15 protein-coding genes are annotated in these 19,163 nt (G+C 73.1%); 5 read left to right on the top strand and 10 right to left on the bottom strand.

Features of this window, described 5'->3' with window-relative positions; genetic code table 11:
• Nucleotides 1–5 precede the first annotated feature (5 nt).
• Entirely contained in the window at nucleotides 6–890 is an 885-nt protein-coding gene (locus ACZ7PG_RS08460; protein ID WP_470238425.1) for a hypothetical protein, read from the top strand.
• A gap of 10 nt (nucleotides 891–900) precedes the next feature.
• On the opposite strand, the gene ACZ7PG_RS08465 is transcribed toward ACZ7PG_RS08460, so the two are convergent.
• The 3 genes from ACZ7PG_RS08465 to ACZ7PG_RS08475 form a co-directional block, all read right to left on the bottom strand.
• A complete protein-coding gene (locus ACZ7PG_RS08465) occupies nucleotides 901–1,746 on the bottom strand; it encodes an NAD(P)-dependent oxidoreductase (protein WP_470238426.1) in 846 nt (281 codons plus the stop codon).
• 40 nt (nucleotides 1,747–1,786) lie between these two features.
• Nucleotides 1,787–2,164 (bottom strand): VOC family protein, encoded by a 378-nt coding sequence (locus ACZ7PG_RS08470; protein ID WP_470238427.1) that lies wholly within the window; start codon nucleotides 2,162–2,164, stop codon nucleotides 1,787–1,789.
• Between the two features lie 131 nt (nucleotides 2,165–2,295).
• The gene (locus ACZ7PG_RS08475; RefSeq protein ID WP_470238428.1) at nucleotides 2,296–3,672 is read right to left on the bottom strand and encodes a replication-associated recombination protein A; all 1,377 of its coding nucleotides are present in this window, start codon (nucleotides 3,670–3,672) and stop codon (nucleotides 2,296–2,298) included.
• A gap of 140 nt (nucleotides 3,673–3,812) precedes the next feature.
• On the opposite strand from ACZ7PG_RS08475, the gene ACZ7PG_RS08480 reads away from it, so the two are divergent.
• The 3 genes from ACZ7PG_RS08480 (at nucleotide 3,813) to ACZ7PG_RS08490 (ending at nucleotide 6,556) form a co-directional block, all read left to right on the top strand.
• A complete protein-coding gene (locus ACZ7PG_RS08480; protein ID WP_470238429.1) occupies nucleotides 3,813–4,508 on the top strand; it encodes a TetR/AcrR family transcriptional regulator in 696 nt (231 codons plus the stop codon).
• A 33-nt stretch (nucleotides 4,509–4,541) separates the two neighbouring features.
• The gene (locus ACZ7PG_RS08485; RefSeq protein WP_470238430.1) at nucleotides 4,542–5,765 is read left to right on the top strand and encodes a cytochrome P450; all 1,224 of its coding nucleotides are present in this window, start codon (nucleotides 4,542–4,544) and stop codon (nucleotides 5,763–5,765) included.
• Nucleotides 5,766–5,827: 62 nt separating this feature from the next.
• On the top strand, nucleotides 5,828–6,556 hold the full coding sequence (locus tag ACZ7PG_RS08490; protein WP_470238431.1) for a metallophosphoesterase family protein: 729 nt from the start codon (nucleotides 5,828–5,830) through the stop codon (nucleotides 6,554–6,556).
• Here ACZ7PG_RS08490 and ACZ7PG_RS08495 read toward each other — a convergent pair.
• The 7 genes from ACZ7PG_RS08495 to sthA all read right to left on the bottom strand — a co-directional run bounded on the left by ACZ7PG_RS08495 (nucleotide 6,528) and on the right by sthA (nucleotide 16,008).
• The gene (locus ACZ7PG_RS08495) at nucleotides 6,528–7,388 is read right to left on the bottom strand and encodes an SGNH/GDSL hydrolase family protein (RefSeq protein WP_470238432.1); all 861 of its coding nucleotides are present in this window, start codon (nucleotides 7,386–7,388) and stop codon (nucleotides 6,528–6,530) included. The genes ACZ7PG_RS08490 and ACZ7PG_RS08495 overlap by 29 nt on opposite strands.
• A 119-nt stretch (nucleotides 7,389–7,507) precedes the next feature.
• Complete coding sequence (locus tag ACZ7PG_RS08500) at nucleotides 7,508–8,692, bottom strand: phosphotransferase (protein WP_470238433.1); 1,185 nt, start codon at nucleotides 8,690–8,692, stop codon at nucleotides 7,508–7,510.
• Nucleotides 8,693–8,770: 78 nt separating this feature from the next.
• On the bottom strand, nucleotides 8,771–9,718 hold the full coding sequence (locus tag ACZ7PG_RS08505; RefSeq protein ID WP_470238434.1) for a DUF389 domain-containing protein: 948 nt from the start codon (nucleotides 9,716–9,718) through the stop codon (nucleotides 8,771–8,773).
• A complete protein-coding gene (aspS, locus tag ACZ7PG_RS08510; protein ID WP_470238435.1) occupies nucleotides 9,718–11,493 on the bottom strand; it encodes an aspartate--tRNA ligase in 1,776 nt (591 codons plus the stop codon). The genes ACZ7PG_RS08505 and aspS overlap by 1 nt, the downstream gene beginning before the upstream one ends.
• A 97-nt stretch (nucleotides 11,494–11,590) precedes the next feature.
• Nucleotides 11,591–12,193, bottom strand: a complete 603-nt coding sequence (merB, locus tag ACZ7PG_RS08515) for an organomercurial lyase (RefSeq protein ID WP_470238436.1) — start codon at nucleotides 12,191–12,193, stop codon at nucleotides 11,591–11,593.
• Nucleotides 12,194–12,512: 319 nt separating this feature from the next.
• Nucleotides 12,513–14,411, bottom strand: coding sequence for an intein-containing Rv2578c family radical SAM protein (locus ACZ7PG_RS08520; RefSeq protein ID WP_470238437.1), 1,899 nt, complete (start codon nucleotides 14,409–14,411; stop codon nucleotides 12,513–12,515).
• 184 nt (nucleotides 14,412–14,595) lie between these two features.
• Nucleotides 14,596–16,008: a Si-specific NAD(P)(+) transhydrogenase gene (gene sthA, locus ACZ7PG_RS08525; RefSeq protein ID WP_470238438.1), complete on the bottom strand. Its 1,413-nt coding sequence runs from the start codon at nucleotides 16,006–16,008 to the stop codon at nucleotides 14,596–14,598.
• 90 nt (nucleotides 16,009–16,098) lie between these two features.
• On the opposite strand from sthA, the gene ACZ7PG_RS08530 reads away from it, so the two are divergent.
• Entirely contained in the window at nucleotides 16,099–19,152 is a 3,054-nt protein-coding gene (locus ACZ7PG_RS08530; protein ID WP_470238439.1) for an ATP-binding protein, read from the top strand.
• Nucleotides 19,153–19,163 lie beyond the last annotated feature (11 nt).

A 19,163-nucleotide genomic window follows, 5' to 3' on the forward strand; every position in this document is an offset into this window, starting at 1 on the left:
GGGCGATGGGACACGACGACGGGCCCGGTCGCCGGGTGCTCGCCGGCCCGGCCGGAGCCGCGGCCGACGTGCTGGCCGCGTTGCCGGGCGCCGACCTGACGACGGTCCAGCTGGAGATCGCGCGGCGGCGCGCGGCCCGGCTGGCTCCCGCCGACGTGCTCCGCCGGCACCGGGACGACCGGTTCGTCGCGGCCAGCCCGCTGCCGTTCACCGTGCTGCGCCGGGTCGAGGACGCCCTGCTCGGTGCGGCTTCGGAGTTCGACCTGGTGACGCTCGCGCCGCTGGTCCCGCTGGGCACGCAGTCGGCGGTGACGGGACTGGCCCAGCACCGGGTGGTGCCGACCGGCCGCGGCACCGAGGTCGCGGCGGACCCCACGACGGGACTGGCCCTGGAGGCGGCGGTCCGGCGCCCGGCCGGGGATGTCGTCCGGTTGGCGACCGTCCAGCGCGTGGTGCGCGCCCAGCGCGTGCCGGCCGGGCTGTTCGCGCACTTCTCGCTGTTCGGCGCGGTGACGGCGGGCCGCGACACGGGCGGCCTGGAGTTCGAGCGGACGGCGGCGGCCGAGCACGCGCGCCTCGTGGCGGCGGGCTGCTTCGCGCTCGGGGCCACCGCGGTCTCGCTCGGGGTGACGGTGCTGGACCCGCGGTTCGAGGGCCTGCTCGACGGGGTCCCGGTGCCGGTCCACGCGTTCCCGGACCGCGAAGGCGGCCGAGGCGGGTACTACGAGGGGCTGTGCTTCAAGGTCTACGCGGCCTTCGGCGGCGAGCCGGCCGAAGTCGGCGACGGCGGCTTCACGCCGTGGACGCGCCGGCTGCTGGGGAACGCGAAGGAACGCTTGATGACGAGCGGGCTGGGCATCGACCGCCTCGCCACGCTCCTCCCGGGCTGACCCGAGCGGGTCAGGCGTCCTTCACCACCGCGAGGTACAGCGCCGCCATGTCCTCTTCGCCGTGGCCCGCCTCCACCGTCGCCTCCAGGTGGGCCAGCGCCGCGCGAGCGCCCGCCACGTCGATGTCGGTGCCCGCGGCCTCCACCACCAGCCGGGCGTCCTTCGCCGCCAAGCCCGCCGGGAACGCCGGCGGGTACTCGCCGGCCAGCATCGCCGCGCCCTTCACGTGCGCGTAGCCGACGTCGAGGCCGCCGCCCTTGATCGTCTCCAGGAACAGCGACGGGTCCAGGCCCAGGCCGTGGGCCAGGCCGAGGCTCTCGGCCGTGGCGTTGGTCAGCGCGAGCACCCACGCGTTCACCACCAGCTTCAGCCGGCTCCCCTGCCCGGCCGGGCCGAGCCACCGCGTCTTCACGGCGACCGCGTCGAACACCGGCGTCGCCGCGGGACGGGCCTCGTCCGGCCCGGATGCCAGCACCTGCAGCTGCGCCTGCTCCGCCGGGGTGCGCGTACCGAGCACGGGCGCGTCGACGAACACCACGCCCGCCTTCTCCGCGACCGCGGCGAGGCGGTCGGTCCAGTCGAGGCCGACCGTGCTCATCTGCAGCCACAACGTGCCCGAAGCGGGCGAAGCGGCTTCGAACGCCGAAGCGACCGCGGGTCCGTCCGCGAGCATGGTCACCAGGATGTCCGCGCCCTCGGCCGCGTCGGCCGCCGAACCGGCGACGGTGGCGACGTCGGCGAGGCGCTCGGCCTTCGCCCGGGTCCGGTTCCAGACCCGGACGTCGAGGCCCGCCTTCGCGATGTTGGCCGCCATCGGCGCACCCATGATCCCGGTTCCCAGAAACGCGACGCTCATGTGCCCATCGTGCCGAACGCGCGGCGGTCCCGCAGTCCGGTCAGTAGTCGCCGAGGAGGCAGAACGGGTGCCCGGCCGGGTCGGCGTAGACGCGCCAGCCGCGGCCGCCGAGGTCGGGGTCGAGGAGCCGGCCGCCGTTCGCCAGCACCTGGTGGTGGGACTCGCGGAAGTCGTCGACCTCGAAGTCGAGGTGGAACTGCTGCGGGAACGACGGGTCCGGCCAGCGCGGCGGCCGGTAGTCGAACGACCGCTGGAAACCCAGGACGATCCCGTTGACGTGCACGGTGGACCAGTCCTCGTCGACCCGCCACCGCGGGTCCGGCCGGTCCACCTCGCCGCCGAGCAGGGCTTGGTAGAAACGGGCGAGCACCACCGGTTCCGGACAATCCAGGACGATGCACTGCAGTGTCGCGGGCACGGGAGCGCCTCCTGCGGTCACGGCGACCCCGGTTTCGGGCCACCTCAAGGCGCGAAGCTTACGTAACCCGATGATCTTGACTTCCGCGGGCCACGCCGGTGATCAGGTTCCCGACGATTCGTGCGCCGGGTTCACTTCTCCCCGCGGATCGTCCGGCGCAGCTTCGGGACGCGCTCGGCGAGCGTGCGCTCGGCGCCGCGCTGGGTCGGCTCGTAATAGTCCTTGCCGACCAGCTCGTCCGGCGGGTACTGCTGGGCCAGCACGCCTTCCGGGACGTTGTGCGGGTAGCGGTAGCCCTGCGCGTTGCCGAGCTTCTTCGCGCCCGCGTAGTGCCCGTCGCGCAGGTGCGGCGGGACAGTGCCGGCGAGCCCGCCGCGGACGTCGGCCAGCGCGGCGTCGATGCCGGTGACGACCGCGTTCGACTTCGGCGCCGTGGCCAGGTGGATCGTCGCCTGCGCGAGCGCCAGCCTGCCCTCGGGCATGCCGATGAACTGGACGGCGTGCGAGGCCGCGACCGCCGACTGCAGGGCGGTCGGGTCGGCCATCCCGATGTCCTCGCTGGCGTGCACGACGAGCCGCCGCGCGAGGAACCGCGGGTCCTCCCCCGCCTCGATCATCCGGGCCAGGTAGTGCAGCGCGGCGTCCACATCGGACCCGCGGATCGACTTGATGAACGCGCTGATGACGTCGTAGTGCTGGTCGCCGTCGCGGTCGTAGCGCACCGCGGCCTTGTCCACAGTGGACTCGACGATCGGCAGGTCGATCGTCTTCGCCTCGGTGGCCGACGCCGCGTCGGCCGCCGCCTCCAGCGCCGTCAGCGCGCGGCGCGCGTCACCCTCGGCGAGCCGGACGAGGTGGGCGCGCGCGTCGTCGGTCAGCGTCAGCTCGCCGCCGAGGCCGCGTTCGTCGGCCAGCGCGCGCTCGATCAGCCGCGTGATGTCGTCGTCGGTCAGCGGGCGCAGCTGCAGCACCAGCGAGCGCGACAGCAGCGGCGAGACGACGGAGAACGACGGGTTCTCGGTGGTCGCCGCGACCAGCAGGACCGTGCGGTCCTCGACCGCGCCGAGCAGCGCGTCCTGCTGGGTCTTGGAGAACCGGTGCACCTCGTCGATGAACAGCACGGTGTTCTCGGTGTTGTACTGCCGGCGCCGCCGCGCCTCCTCGATGACGCCGCGCACCTCCTTGACACCCGCCGAAAGCGCCGACATCGCGACGAACCGGCGTCCGGTGGCGATCGAGACCAGGTTCGCCAACGTCGTCTTGCCCGTGCCGGGCGGGCCGTAGAGCAGCACCGACGCCGGCGCGGCCCCCTCGACCAGCCGCCGCAGCGGGGCGCCTTCGCGCAGCAGGTGCTGCTGGCCGACGACCTCGTCGAGCGAACGCGGCCGCATCCGCACGGCCAGCGGAGAGCTCGCCGGGTCCGCCTGCCGCTCGTCCGCGTTCGACGTCGTCCGCTCGGGCGGCGGGGCCACGTCGGCGTTCACGGTGAAGAGCTCGTCCTGTGCCACACCGATGACGTTAACCGACGGCACCGACAGAACCCTTGCCGTGGTCGGCGCATCGGCGCTACCGTCGTGATGACTGGTTGACCGAAAGTGCGAATCCGGTCAACAGGTCAAACGCTCAACGAACAAGCAGGTGGAGACCCATGAGCCATCCCAACCGCGAGCGCGCCGACCGCATCCTGGACGCGGCGGGCGAGCTGCTGCTGCGCATGGGCTACCGGAAGGTGGCGGTCGACGACATCGCGCGCGCGGTCGGCATCGGCAAGGGCACCGTCTACCTGCACTGGCGCAACAAGGAGCTGCTGTTCCAGGCGCTGATGATGCGCGAGTCGGCCGACCTGACCGACGAGATCCTGGGCCGGATCCGGGACGACCCGGCGATGATCCTCCCGCACCGGATGATCTCGTCCTCGTTCCTCGTCACCCACCGGCGGCCGCTGGTGATGGCGATGCTGCGCGGCAACGCCGACATGTTCGGCTCGCTCGGCGACCTCGCCCTGCGCAAGCAGCAGGACGCGCTGCGCTCGCAGTTCGAGGAGGCGATGCTCCGGCGCGGGCTGATCCGCTCGGACGTCCCGAACCTGACCTACGCGCTCAACGCCGCGACGCTCGGCTTCTACCTGGGCGACACGCTTTCCTGCGAATTCGACGGCATCCCGCTCGAAGAGAAGGCGACGGTGCTCGCCCACCTGATCCGCACGGCGTTCGAGCCGGCCGGGGAACCCGACCCCGCGGCGGTCGCGGACGTGGCGGCGGAGCTCGGTTCGGCGCTCGAGGAGCTCGTCTCGGGCTACCGGCAAGGGATCTACGCACACGATCCCACCAGGGCGCCCGGCTGATCCCGGGGCCACAAGGGGAAAGAAGGGGCGGACATGACCACCACACAAGCGGACACCTGGGGTCTCCACGAATCCCAGTTCTGGCTGCGGGGGAAGCAGCCCGAGGAGCGCGTGCACCACGCGGCCGAGCTCGGGTTCTGGAACGTCTACGGGCACCCGGAGGCCGAAGAGGTCCTGCGCGACCCGGCGACGTACTCCTCGGACACCACCCGGCTGGTGCCGAAGGAGATGATGGAGGGGCAGGACCTCGACGTCGACTTCGCGGAGATGCAGGCGGGCAACCTGCTGCAGCTGGACCCGCCGCTGCACAACAAGATGCGCAAGCTGGTCAGCCGGGCGTTCACGCCGAAGGTCGTCGCGGACCTCGAGCCGCGCATCGCCGCGGTGACGCACGAGATGCTCGACGCGGCGGGCTCGTCCGGCCGGCTCGAGCTGGTCGAGGACCTGGCCTACCCGTTGCCGGTGATCGTCATCGCGGAGCTGCTGGGGGTCCCCGCGAGCGACCGGCACCTGTTCAAGGGCTGGGTGGACAAGCTGTTCGACTCCTCGGAGCAGTTCTCGCTCAAGGAGCAGACCGAGGGGCGGCAGGAGGCGGTCAAGAAGTCCCTGGAGGGGCAGAAGGCGCTCGTCGAGTACCTCGGCGTGCACGTCGACGAACGGCGGAAGCAGCCGCGGGAGGACCTGCTGACCAAGCTCGTCGAAGCCGAGGTCGACGGCGAGAAGCTGACCCGCAACGAGGTCGTCAACTTCGCCAACGTCCTGCTGCTGGCCGGGCACATCACCACCACGATGCTGCTCGGCAACGCCGTGCTGTGCCTGGACACGCACCGGGAGTGGGACGAGCGCGTGCGCGCCGACCGGTCCCTGGTGCCGCCGGCGATCGAAGAGTCGTTGCGGTACCTCTCGCCGTTCGCGGTGGTGGCCCGTTCGACCACGCGTGAAGTGCAGCTCGGCGGGGCGACCGTGCCCGCGGACCAGATGCTGCTGGTCTGGGTGGCGGCCGCCAACCGCGACGAGCGGGTGTTCGCCGACCCGGACACCTTCAACCCGTTGCGCGATCCCAACCCGCACCTCGCGTTCGGCCGCGGGATCCACTTCTGCATCGGGGCGCCGCTCGCCCGGCTCGAAGGCCGGGTGGCGCTGAACATCCTGTTCGACCGCTACCCGGCGCTGCGCACGATCCCGGGTGAGCCGCCGAAGTTCCAGGTGAACCCGAACATGACGGGCGTGCGGGAGCTGCCGCTCACGACGGCGTGAACCGGTTGCGCCCTGGGCGAAATCACTCGCCCCGGGGCGCCGCCGTGCCCGAGGGTGGACCGATGAACGTGGCGGTGCTGTCGGACATCCACGGCGTCCTGCCCGCGCTGGAGGCCGTGCTCGCCGAGCCGGACGTCGAGGCGGCGGACCGGATCGTGCTGCTGGGCGACCTGCTCGCGGGCCCGATGCCGGTGGAGACCCTGGACCGGTTGCGGGCGCTGGGCTCACGCGCGATCTGGGTGCGGGGCAACGCGGACCGGGAGCTGGCGGCCTCGGCGCGCGGCGCCGGGAAGTTCGTCCCGGACCCGATCTTCCCGTGGGCGGCGCGGCAGCTGCGTCCCGAGGACCTGCCGGTGCTCGACGCGCTTCCGCTGACGGTGTCGCTCGACGGCGTGCTGTTCTGCCACGCGACCCCGCGTGACGACACGGAAATCGTGCTCGTCGACAGCCCGCTGGAGCGGTGGACGGAGGTCTTTGCCGGGGTGGCCGAGCGAACGGTCGTGCTGGGCCACACGCACATGCCGTTCGTGCGGCTCGCGGACCGGCGCCTGGTCGTCAACCCCGGGAGCGTCGGAATGCCTTACGGCGCAAGCGGTGCGCACTGGGCCCTGCTCGGTGACGGCGTCCAGCTGCGGCGCACGGCGTACGACGTCGAGGCGGCGTGCCGGTTCCTGGCTTCACGCTCGGGTTATCCCGACATCGAGGCGTGGGCGGACTACTTCATCCGCGACCCGGCTTCCGACGCGGAGGCGCTGCGGGTGTTCAGCGGGTCCGGAACGACTTCCACATGATGACCGCGGCGTAGGGCAGGAACTCGCGGCCGCGGCGCCAGAGCCACGGGATTCCCTTGAGCACCAGCCACCCCACGTGTCCCGAGGCGCTCGGCTCGACGCCCCCGCCGCAGGTGAGGCTCACGGGCTCGGGGACGTCGAAGCCGGCTTCGGCGAGGAGGCCGGTGAAGCCGTCCGCGAGCAGGCGGTGCCCGAACTCCGAGGGGTGCAGCCGGTCGACGCTCCAGACGGCCAAGTCGTAGGCGCCCGGGAGGCGGTCGAGGTCGAGGCAGGGCACGCCTTCGCGGGCGACGACGTCGTCGATGGCGGCGTTCAGCTCGGCGACGCGGGCACTGAGGGCGCGCTTGAGCGACGGCGGGAGGCGGAAGACCTTGCTGTGGTCGTGGAACCGGACCGGGACGACGGTGGTGTTCACCTCGCGGAGCCGGTGGATGATGCCGGTGAGGTCGGCGGCGATGCGGGCGGCGTCGAAGTCCGGCCTCAGGGTGTCGTTCATCCCGGCCACGAGCAGCGCGACATCCGGCCGGTGCGCGACGGCGGCGGGCACCTGGTCGGTGAGCACGCACCGCATCCGCGCACCGGTGAAGGCGGGGTTCAGGTAGCCACCATCGTCGACCCCGAGCGCGGCGGCGACGAGCGGGCCGACGCCCCGCCAGCCCCCGCGCCGGGGAAGCGGATCGCCCAGCCCGACAGCGGTGGAGTCACCGAGCACGACGAGCCGCCGGGCTTGCTTCAGCGGCTCGAGCGACGGCACGGCGGCGAGCGCTGGGCGGCTCGGACGGGAGGGTTCGGGGGTGACTTCGACACTCATCACGGTCACGCCCACGACCATCGGCCACGGAAGCTCACTTGCGGTGAGGACGAGGTAACACGCCCGCGACCGGGCGCCTAATTCTTGACGCTCACCTCACAGGAGGGCGAAATGTCCTGTTCGCGGGCGGCTCAGAGGCGTCAGCGGAAAGCCGGGTAGAACGCCAGGTCGGCGTGCGGGCCCAGCCGGGCCGCCAACGCCGCCGCCACCCGGGTCGCGAACTCCGAAACCGCCGTCATCCGGACATATCCCGCGTGCTTGGCCAAGTCTCGCCACCACGTCACCAGCGCCGCCTCGCGGCTCACCGGGGCCGCGTGGCGGGAGAGGTCCAGCGATCCCAGCTCCTCGCCCGTGATCAGCCACACCCGCAGCAGCTCGCTGGTCGTCAGGTGCTCGGCCAGTGCCTCGTCGTCGGCCAGGGCCGGCCAGACCCCGACCACCTCCGCGCGCCAGGCCGCGACCATCGCCTCGCTCATGCCCGCCGGGAGGGCCAGCGCGTCCGGCCAGCTCGCGAACGGGAGCCTCAGGTGCGCCGCGTCGACCAGGGCCGAGCGGACGCAGCCGTACTCGAAGTCGAGGAAGCGGACGCTCTCGCCCGTCACGAGGTTGTTGTCCGGGCTCAGCTCCACCGGGCTGAACGCGCGGAAGCCCGCCGACCGCGACTGCTCCAGTGCCGCCGCCACCTGCGCGAGGACCTCGTCCGGCGCCGGGATGCCCAGGCGCTCCTGGATCACCGCCGGGACGCGCTCGTGCAGTTCGTCGCCCGCGGCGGAGTCCGTCTTCGACGGGCCGCCGAGCCGGCGCAGCAGCGCGTTGAAGTCCGCTTCGCGCCCCGCCGTGCTCGCGTGCAGCCGGCCCAGCGAACGGGCCCACGACAGCAGCGCGCGCTCGGCCGCGCGGGAGTCGCGGGCGTAGAGCTTGTCCTCCAGCGTCGGCGTGCGGCCGAGGTCCTCCAGCACCAGCACGCGGTCGCGGCCGTCGTGGGCCAGCAGCTCCGGGCACATCCGCTCGTCCGGCGCGAGCGCGGTGAAGAGCTGGTAGCTGACCGCCTCATGGGCGAACGGGTCGGCGCCCGACGACGGCTGGTCCGCGTAGTGCTTGATGACCAGCGTGCGCGGCAGCGCGAAGGACGACGACACCACTCTCGCCCGGACGACCGTGGCCGGCCCGCTCCCCGCCAGGTCTTCGGGCGCGACCAGCGTGATCGCGCTGCCGAACCGGCGGGAAAGAACGGACTCGCCCGCCGCGACCGCAGCGGCGACGGCGAGCTGCTCGGCTCCTGCCCCGACCCCAGCATCGCCGGTGGAGGAGGTGTCGACTGTCATTGTCACCGACCCTACTCGTGACTGAGCAACCATGACTACTGACATCCGGACAAGAAGGATCCCCCGGCCCGGGCGGGGTCATCCCCGTGAAAGCGGACGCTGCCCCACCGGTAAACGTTGCCCATTCCGGCGCAGGATCAACACAATGGCCGCTGCTGCAACGATTCCGAGAAGGTTGACGAGCAGCTGTCCCACCGATTGGACGCATCGGCCCCACTCCCCCGCCACGGCGGCCACGACCGCGTAGCCCGCGGCCGGCACCGTCGTCACGGAGATGAAGACGCCCACGAGCGCCGCCGACTTCGCCGAGGTCATGGCGAGCATCCCGGCCGCGCCGGCGAGCATCGCCACGACCAGTGACGGCATGCCCACCGAAAAGACGAAGTCGACCTCGTTGTGCTGCTTCAGCTCGAACGCCTGCGCGCCGAACACGTCCGTGACGCGCACGAGCAGCGAGCCGCCGAGTGTCACGACCATGGCCAGCGGGAAGCCGATCCCCAGCGCCGCGCCCGCCAGCCGGACGAGGTCCCACCGGCGGAGCACCACGCCCACCGCCAGGGCGGCGAGCGGCCCGAACTCCGGGCCGACGACCATCGCGCCGACGATCGTCACCGCGGAGTCCGTCAGCACGCCGACCGCGGCCAGCAGGCAGGCGATGGTGAGGAACGCCAGGAACGTCACGTTGAGCCGCGACTCCTCGCCCGTTCGGGCCAGCAGCTCCTGCCAGACGACGGCGTCCGCGCCTTCGCCCGGCGCCGCCTCCTCCGCCTCGTCGGCGGCGTCGGACAGCGCCGTGTCGATCGCTTCGAGCGTGATCCCGCCGGTGCGGTCGAGCTCGAGCACGCACAGCGCGTCCACGATCTCGTCCGCCGCCTCGCGCGCGATATCGGCCTCGACCAGGTCCCCTTCCGGGGACACGGCGACGCCGCGGTGCACGATCAGGTGCGCCGTCCCGGCGTGTGCCCGCAGGATGTCGAGCGCCTCGGCGGTCTTCTCCGGCGGGCACACGGCCCTGAGGTGCAGCACTAGTTCTGCGGCGGGGTGGCCGGCTTCGCGTCGATGCCGGCCTCCTTGCGCTGCTGCGCCGTGATCGGCGCGGGCGCCGCGGTCAGCGGGTCGTAGCCGCCGCCGGTCTTCGGGAACGCGATCACGTCACGCAGCGAGTCGGCCTTGGCCAGCAGCATGACGATGCGGTCCCAGCCGAACGCGATGCCGCCGTGCGGCGGCGGGCCGAAGGCGAAGGCGTCGAGCAGGAAGCCGAACTTCTCCTGGGCCTCCTCCTCGCCGAGGCCCATCAGCGCGAAGACGCGCTTCTGGACGTCGCCGCGGTGGATACGGATCGAGCCGCCGCCGATCTCGTTGCCGTTGCAGACGATGTCGTAGGCGTAGGCCAGCGCGTTGCCCGGGTCCTGCTCGAACTTGTCGATCCACTCCGGGGTCGGCGAGGTGAAGGCGTGGTGCACCGCCGTCCACTTGCCGGCGCCGACGGCGACGTCGTCGCCGATGTCCTCGACCGGCGCGAACAGCGGCGCGTCGACGACCCACACGAACGACCACGCGTCCTCGTCGATCAGGCCGAGGCGCTTGCCGATCTCGTCGCGCGCGGCGCCGAGCAGCGGCTGCGTGCTCGAGGCCTTGCCCGCGGAGAAGAAGACGCAGTCGCCGGGCTTGGCGCCCGCGGCGGCGGCGACGTTCTCGCGTTCGGTCTCGGACAGGTTCTTCGCGACCGGGCCGCCGAGCGTGCCGTCCTCGTTCACGAGGATGTAGGCGAGGCCGCGCGCGCCGCGCTGCTTCGCCCATTCCTGCCACGCGTCGAGCTGGCGGCGCGGCTGGCTCGCCCCGCCGGCCATCACGACCGCGCCGACGTAGGGCGCCTGGAACACGCGGAACGGCGTGTCGGCGAAGAACTCCGTCATGTCGGTGATCTCGAGGTCGAAGCGCAGGTCCGGCTTGTCCGAGCCGTACTTGGCCATCGCCTCGTGGTAGGTGATGCGCGGGATCGGCCGCGGGATCTCGTGCCCGACCAGCTTCCACAGCGCGGAGACGATGTCCTCGCCGACCTTGATGACGTCGTCCTGCTCGACGAAGCTCATCTCGATGTCGAGCTGGGTGAACTCCGGCTGGCGGTCGGCGCGGAAGTCTTCGTCCCGATAGCAGCGCGCGATCTGGTAGTACCGCTCCATGCCGCCGACCATGAGCAGCTGCTTGAACAGCTGCGGCGACTGCGGCAGGGCGTACCAGGAGCCGGGCTTGAGCCGGGCCGGGACGAGGAAGTCGCGGGCGCCTTCCGGGGTGGAACGGGTCAGCGTCGGCGTCTCGATCTCGACGAAGTCCTGGTTGTGCAGCACCTCGCGGGCGGCGCGGCTGACCTCGCTGCGCAGCCGCATGGCCGCGGCCGGGCCGCTGCGGCGCAGGTCCAGGTAGCGGTGCTTGAGGCGGATCTCCTCGCCGACGTCGACCCGGTCGTCGATCGGGAACGGCAGCGGCGCGGCCTCGGACAGCACCTCGAGCTGGGTCGCGAGGACCTCGATCTCGCCGGTGGGGATCTCGGCGTTCGCGTTGCCCTCGGGGCGCTTCGCGACCTCGCCGACGATCTTGACGCAGAACTCCGAGCGCAGCGCGTGCGCGCGCTCGGCCATCTCGCCCTCGCGGAAGACGACCTGGGCGACGCCGCTGGCATCACGCAGGTCGATGAAGATGACGCCGCCGTGATCGCGCCGCCGGGCCACCCATCCGGTGAGGGTGACGGTCTGTCCGGCCTGTCCGGCACGCAGGGTGCCGGCGTTGTGAGTGCGGAGCACTGCGACTGCTCTCCTTCGACATGGGGTGTTCTCGCTGCCCGGAAAGGCTAACGAACAGCCCAGCGTACGACGTCGGCAGGCTTGGCTTGCGCGGTGGTCAGAGCACGTACTTCGGCCGGGCCTCCAGCGCGGCGACCAGCCGGTGGGCCTGGGCCAGGTAGGCGCCGACCGGGTAGATACCGCCGCCGGGGTGGGCGACCAGCCAGCTGGCCGCCGCCGGCGGGGACGCGAAGAACGGCTGGCCCGCGCAGGCCATCGCGTCGACGTGGTCGAGCCCGAAGCCCAGGTCGACCGCGGCGACGACGGCCGACGGCGGGTCGGCCTGGATGATCCCCCGGTCGGTGAGGTCGATGCGGATGCGCGTCCGGGTGACCGGGCAGATCGCCTCCGCGTGCACGCGCTCGCCGGTGGCGATGGCCAGCAGGAACATGTCGACGGTGCCGTCCGGGCCGGCACCGAGGGTGCCTTCGGCGGGTTGGAGGCGGTGGTGGGCGCCGCGCGGCGCGGGACCGGTGCTGACGAGGTCGCGGTGCAGGGTGAAGCCGATCAGCTCGACGAGCCGGCGGACCTCGGCCGGGGCGACGCCGACGATGGCGGCCAGCCGTTCGACGCCCACCGGGTGCCGGCCGGCCCGGGTCAGCTTCAGGGCGGCCCACGCGAGCCGGGCGGCCGCGACCCGGTCGGTCTGCGAGGTCGTCATCACCGCTCTCCCTTCCGCTTCGATCCCTTCGACGTTAGGCGTCGGTGAGGTGGGGCGACAACGACACGATCGGACATTTTTCCGCAAGGCCGCGACACGGTGGCGCAATCGTGTCCGGACTACGGCGAACGGGGGAGTTCACCGGTAGCCGGCGGCGTTCCGGGTGACGGCCTCACCCACACGGCGGCCCGGCGGATGATCACGGACCGGCGGACGGTGTTGTCCACAAAGGACCGATCGCGCGACGGTGTTCGCGCTCCCACCGCTTCGCGCCGGAAGAGCTGTGACTATTCGGCCACCGGTGTCTCGGCTCGCGGCCTCACAACAGCCGCAGCTGCTCCACCACCGGTGCTTCCGGCGGCGGTTCGGGCAGCTTCTCCGGTCGCCGCGCCTCGTACCCCGTCTTCGGCGCCAGCCCATGCCTCCGCAGCAACGGCGCCACCCGCTCCCCCAGCCGCTCCCGGTACGCCTTCTGCACGTAGCTCCCCCGCGCGTACAGCTCCCGGTACCGCGGCACCAGCGCCGGGTACGCGCCCGCCAGCCAGCGCCCGAACCACTCGCGCGCGCCCGGGCGCAGGTGCAGCGGGATCACCGTCGCGCTCGTCGCGCCGACCTCGGCCAGCTTCGCGAACAGCGCGTCCAGCGCCTCCGGCGAATCCGTCAGCCACGGCAGCACCGGCGCCACCAGCACCGAGCACGGCAGCCCCGCGTCACGGGCCTTGCGGACCAGCTCCAGCCGGGCCTGGGGGCTCGGCGTGCCCGGTTCGAGACGGTGCTGGAGCTCGCGGTCGAGCAGGGCGATCGACACCGCGAGCGAGACCGGCACGTCGGCGGAGACCCGCTGCAGCAGCGGCAGGTCGCGCGCCAGCACGGTGCCCTTCGTCAGCACCGACAACGGCGTCCCGGAGCGGGCCAGCGCCGTGATGATCCCCGGCATCAGCCGGTAGCGGCCCTCCGCGCGCTGGTACGGGTCCGTGTTCGTGCCCATCGCGACGGGCTCGCACCGCCACGACGGCCGTTTCAGCTGCGCCGTCAGCACCTCCGGGGCGTTGACCTTCACCACGACCTGCGTGTCGAAGTCGTGGCCGGCGTCGAAGTCCAGGTACGTGTGGGTGTTCCGGGCGAAGCAGTTGTGGGACACCATGCCGTCGGCGATGAAGTCGCCGGTGCCGGTGGTGATGTCGAACAGCGGCAGCTGCAGGCCCAGCGGCTCGATCGCCTCGACGCGGCGGCGGCTCGCGCCGATCACCGCGCCGTCCAGCGACCGCTTCCACCCCACCGCCGGGTTGCTCACGTGCAGGAACCGCAGCACCTCGGCCGTCCCGCCCAGGAGCCGGACCTCCTGCCGGGCGGGGAACTTCGGCACCTCGTCGATCTGGTGCGCGAAGCCGAAGCGGGTGAGCGCGCCGACGAAGGCGTCGGTGATCTCGGGTTCGTCGTGCGCGACGGCGAGGACGCCGCGGCCGTAGTCGCCCGCGATGTCGAAGATGCCGGCCAGGAAGCCGCGCTGCCAGTGCGCGTCCGGCTCGGCCGGGACCTTGAGGAACCCGACGGACGAGCCGAAGTCGGGCAGGTACTCGAGCGCGCGCGTGGCGGCGTCCGGTTCCGCGGCGAACCCGCCGGAGCGCAGCATCCCGCAGAGGTAGCCGGCCCGGTACCCGAGCGTCTCGTCCGGCGTCGGCTCGAACCGGCCGACGCCGATCAGCTCGGTGCCGGGCTCCAGGTGCGGGCGCTGCGCGGCGCCGAACTTGGTGCCGGTGACGTGCTTCCAGCCCTTGCTCGTGAGGAACCGGTGGTCGCCGCCCGCGACGAGCCGGGTGCCGTCCTCCAGGGTCACCCGGTAGGCGGCGCGCAGGGTCGTCCAGTGCGCTTCGACCCGGGTCGGCACCAGCCGCCGGGACGCGCCGTGGCCGCGGGTGCCGTAGATGGCGTCGCCGACCTCCAGCTCGGACAGCGCTTTGGTGCGGCCGTCCGCCATCAGGATCTTGGTGCCGCCTTCGAGGCAGTAGGTGCAGGCGTGGGAGCAGCCGCGGTACGGGTTGACGGTCCAGCTGAACGGCACGCCGGACCCGGAGGGCACCTTGTTCAGCACGGAGCGGGCGTGCACCTCGTGAAAGGTGACGCCGTCGAACTCCGGTGACCGCACGGACCGCACCAGGCCCTCCAGCCCGGGCAGTGCCGGCTCACCTTCCCCCGCTCGCTGCCGATCCCATCGCACAGCGCCAGTCGAACATATGTTCTAGACGAGTGTCAAACGCGTTCGCCGCAGGCGAATCGGGGTGGTGCTGCTGTGACTCCTGGGGTCCGTCCGGCGGCGGCAAACGTCTTGAATGAGTCATTCAGGTCACCAGGCGTCTTGAAAGACTCATTCAAGACGTTCCGGGACCGCGCGGCGCCGGGGCTCAGGACGTGAAGCGGTCCAGGGCGCGGATCTTGTTGGTCGCGTCCAATGCCGCCACCTTGTACGCCTCCGACAGCGTCGGGTAGTTGAACACCGCGTCGACCAGGTAGTCGACCGTGCCGCCGCAGCCCATCACCGCCTGTCCGATGTGGACCAGGTCCGTCGCGCCCGTGCCGAACACGTGCACCCCGAGCAGCTTGCGGTCCTTTGTGGACACCAGCAGCTTCAGCATTCCGTAGCTGTCGCCGGTGATCTGGCCGCGCGCCAGCTCGCGGTAGCGCGCGATGCCGACCTCGTACGGCACCGCCGACGACGTCAGCTGGGCCTCCGTCGCGCCGACGTAGGAGATCTCCGGGATCGTGTAGATGCCGATCGGCTGCAGCGCGCCCAGGCCGTTCGCCGGCTCGCCGAACGCGTGGTACGCCGCGAGCCTGCCCTGGTCCATCGACGTCGCCGCCAGGGCCGGGAAGCCGATCACGTCGCCGACCGCGTACACGTGCGGGACCTCGGTGCGGTAGCTCTCGTCGACCACGAGCCGGCCGCGCTCGTCCGCCTGCAGGCCCGCCGCCTCCAGGGCCAGCTCGCCCGTCATCCCCTGGCGGCCCGCGGAGTACATGACGCCGTCGGCCGGGATGCGCTTGCCGCTGACCAGCGTCGTGATCGTCGCGTCGTCGGACACCGCGACGTCCGCGACCTTCTCGCCGAAGCGGAACGTGACGCCGAGGTCGCGCAGCTGGAACTTCAGCGACTCCACGATCTCGGGGTCGCAGAAGTCGAGCATCTGGTCGCGCTGCTCCACGACGGTGACGCGCGAGCCGAGCGCCGCGAACATCGACGCGTACTCGATCCCGATCACGCCCGCCCCGACCACGACGAGCGACGACGGGATCTGCTCGAGCCGCAGGATCTCGTCGGAGTCGAGCACGCGCGCGGCGTCGAAGTCGACGTGCGCCGGGCGCGCGGGGCGGGTCCCGGTGGCGATCACGACGTAGTCCGCGCTCAGCGTCCGGCGGTCGCCGGCGTGCTTGCCGTCCACGACGATCGTGTGCGGGTCGGCGAACGAGCCGGTGCCGGCGACCAGGTCGACGTGGTTGCGCATCAGCTGCGCGCGCACCACCTGGACCTCGCGCCCGACGACGTGCTGGGTGCGCGCCAGCAGGTCGGCGATCGTGATGTCCTGCTTGACGCGGTAGCTCGCGCCGTACAGCTCGCGCTGGTTCATGCCGGTCAGGTAGAGCACCGCTTCGCGCAGCGTCTTGGACGGGATCGTGCCGGTGTTGACGCACACCCCGCCGACCATGTCGTGCCGGTCCACGACCGCCACCCGCTTGCCCAGTTTCGCCGCGGCGATCGCGGCCTTCTGGCCGCCGGGGCCCGAACCGATGACGATGAGGTCGTACTCGTGCTCGCTCACGACGTCGAGCCTGCGCACCCGGGCGCCCCGGCGCAACCCCTCGCCGGTGAAGATCCGCGCGCGATGCCGTCTCGGCGCTAGCGTGACCGGGTGCTGCGGGTGTCGCTGCTGGGCGAGCAGGTGATCGCCGACGACGAGACCGGGGCCGTGCTGACGCGGTCGCCGCGCTCGGTCGCGCTCGTCGGTCACCTCGTCGTGCACGCCGGCCTGGCGCAGCCGCGGCGGCTGATCGCCGGGCTGTTCTGGCCGGACTCCACCGACGCGCAGGCCCTGACCAACCTCCGCCGCGAGCTGCACCAGCTGCGCCGCGTGCTGGGCGACCCGCCCTCGCTGGCCGTCACCGGGCGCGACCTGTCCTGGCGGGACACGCCGTCGAGCCGCGTGGACGTGCGGGAGTTCGACGTCGCCCGCCGGGCCGCGCTGGCCGCGACCGACCCCGGTGACGTCGTCGCCCACGCCCAGGCCGCCCTCGCGACCTACCGCGGCGAGCTGCTGCCGGGCCTGGCCGACGACTGGGTCCTGGCGGCCCGCGCCGAGCTGGACCGCCAGTGCGTCGAGCTGTGCGACCTGCTCTGCCGGACCCCGGCGGGCGACCCGGCCGTCGCGCTCGCCGCGGCCCGGCGCCGGATCCGGCTGCGCCCGCTGGAGGAGACCGGCTACCGGACGCTGATGGGGCTGCAGGCCGACGCGGGCGACCGGGCGGGCGCGGTGAGCACGTACCACCGGTGTGCGTCGGTCCTCGAACGCGAGCTCGGCGTCGTCCCGGCCGAGCCGACCCGCGCGGCGCTGCGCCGGCTGCTCGCCCGGCCGGACCCCGAACCCCGGCGGGCGGCCGCACCCGGTCTCGTCGGCCGGGCCGCCGAACTGGCCCGGCTCGGCGACGCCTGGCGCGGCGCCGCGGCGGGACGCGCCGGGGTCGTCCTCGTCCGGGGTGACGCCGGGGTCGGCAAGACCCGGCTGGTCGCCGAGCTGGCCGGGCAGGCCCGCGCGGAGGGCGCCGTCGTCGCGGTCGGCCGCTGTTTCGGCACGGCGGGCCGGGTCGCGCTGGCGCCGGTGGCCGACTGGCTGCGCGCGCCCGCGGTGCAGCGGGCGGCGACGGCGCTGGATCCGGTGTGGCGGACCGAGGTCGACCGGCTGCTGCCGGCCGCGCGCCGGAGCACGGGCGGGCACCCGAGGGTCGACGCGTGGCAGCGCCTGCGGTTCTTCGAAGGGCTGGCCCGCGCGCTCACCGCGGGCGGGCGGCCCGTCCTGCTGGTGCTCGACAACCTGCAGTGGTGCGACGAAGAGACACGCGCGTTCCTCGCCTTCTGCCTCGGTCTCCTGCCGGACGCGCCGCTGCTGGTCGCCGGGACGCTGCGCGACGGCGACCAGGACCCCGGCGTCGCGGCCTGGACCGCCCAGCTGCGCGACGACGGCAAGCTGACCGAGCTGCCGCTGCTCCCGTTCGACGCCGACGGCACCGCACGCCTCGGCGAAGCGGTGGCCGGGCGCCCGCTGTCCGCGTCCGACCGCGCCGTGCTGCACGCGGCGACCGGCGGGTTCCCGCTGTACGTCGTGGAAGCGTTGCGCACCAACGACTCCCCGCCGTCCGGCCGGCTCACCGGCGTGCTGCGGGCGCGGCTCGAGCAGCCCGGCCCGGCCGCCCGCGAGATCGCCGGGCTCGCCGCCGCGGCCGGCCGCGACTTCACCCTGGAGCTGCTCACCGAGGCGAGCGACCTCGACGCGGACACCGTCGTCGACGCGGTCGACGAGCTGTGGCGCCGCCGGATCGTGCGCGAGTTCGGCGGCAGCTACGACTTCGCCCACGATCTCCTGCGCGAAGCCGCCTACCAGCAGGTCAGCCCGCCGCGGCGGTGGCTGCTGCACCGGCGGCTGGCCCAGGGCATGGAGCTGCTGCACGCCGACGACACCGACGCCGTGGCGGCCCAGCTGGCCGAGCAGTACGCGCGCGGCGGGCGACCCGACCGCGCCGTCGCCCACTACCGGCGGGCCGCGGCCGTCGCCGCCCGGACGTTCGCCCACGCCGAGGCGATCCGGCTGCTCAAGGCGGCCCTCGAACTCGTCCGCGCGCGCCCGGCGAGCGGCAACCGCGACCGCGCCGAGCTCGAGGTCCTCGAAGCGCTCGCCGGCCCGCTCAACGCCCACCACGGGTACTCCTCCCCCGAGCTGCAGCACGTCCTGGAGCGGTCGCTCGCGCTCGCGGAGTCCGCCGGCGGCAAGGAGTCCGCGCTGACGGCGCTGCTGGAACTGTGGTCGTCCCGGTTCGTCCAGGGCCGGACGGCGGAGGCGCACGAAGCGGCCGAACGCGCCCTCTCGCTGCTCGTCCCCGGGACCAGCGCCGCACAGGGCGGCTCGGCGCATTTCATCGTCGGAGGCTCGTCGCTGAGCCTCGGGCACGACCCGGCCGAAGCGCTGCGGCACTTCGAGCTGGGCGCCGAACGCACGCGCGGCGCGTCGTCGTGGCCGATCGGCACCCGGCCGGACGTGCACGGGCCGGCGTGGGCGGCGCACGCGCACTGGCTCCTCGGTCACGACGACGAAGCCGTGGCCAGCAGCAACGCCGCGATCGACCTCGCACGGGCGATCGAGCAGCCGTACAGCCTGGCCATCGCACTCGCGTACGCCGGGATCACCCACCAGATGCGCCGCGACCGGCGGGCGCTGTGGGCCGCCGTCACCGAGCTGCACGCGCTGTGCGACCGGTACGGCTTCGCGTACTACCGGGAGTGGGCGCTGGTGCTGGGCGGCTGGTCCCGCGGCGGCGCGGCCGGGCTCGCCGCCGCCCAGGAGGGTGTCGCGCACCTGAAGGCCGAAGGGGCGTTCGCGCGGATGCCGTACTGGCTGACGCTGGTCGCCGACGTGTCGGCGCCGGAGGCGGCCCGCGCGACGCTGGACGCCGCGCTCGCCGCCGGGGAGGCCCGCGACGACCGCTGGTGGCTGCCGGAGGTGCTGCGGCTGCGGGCGGCGCACGACCCCGACCCGGCGCCCCGCCTGCGGGCCGCCGCGAAGCTCGCCCGCGCCCAGGGCAGCGTCGCCCTGCGGCGGCGGGCGGAGGCCGACCTCGGCGCTTTAGGGGGTCCGGGTGGCGGAGCCCCCGGCTCGGGACGATCCCCCGGATTTCGCAGCGTTCGATCCCCGTCCTGACCTGCGGCGAA

This window comes from Amycolatopsis sp. NPDC114504 (genome assembly GCF_055633595.1).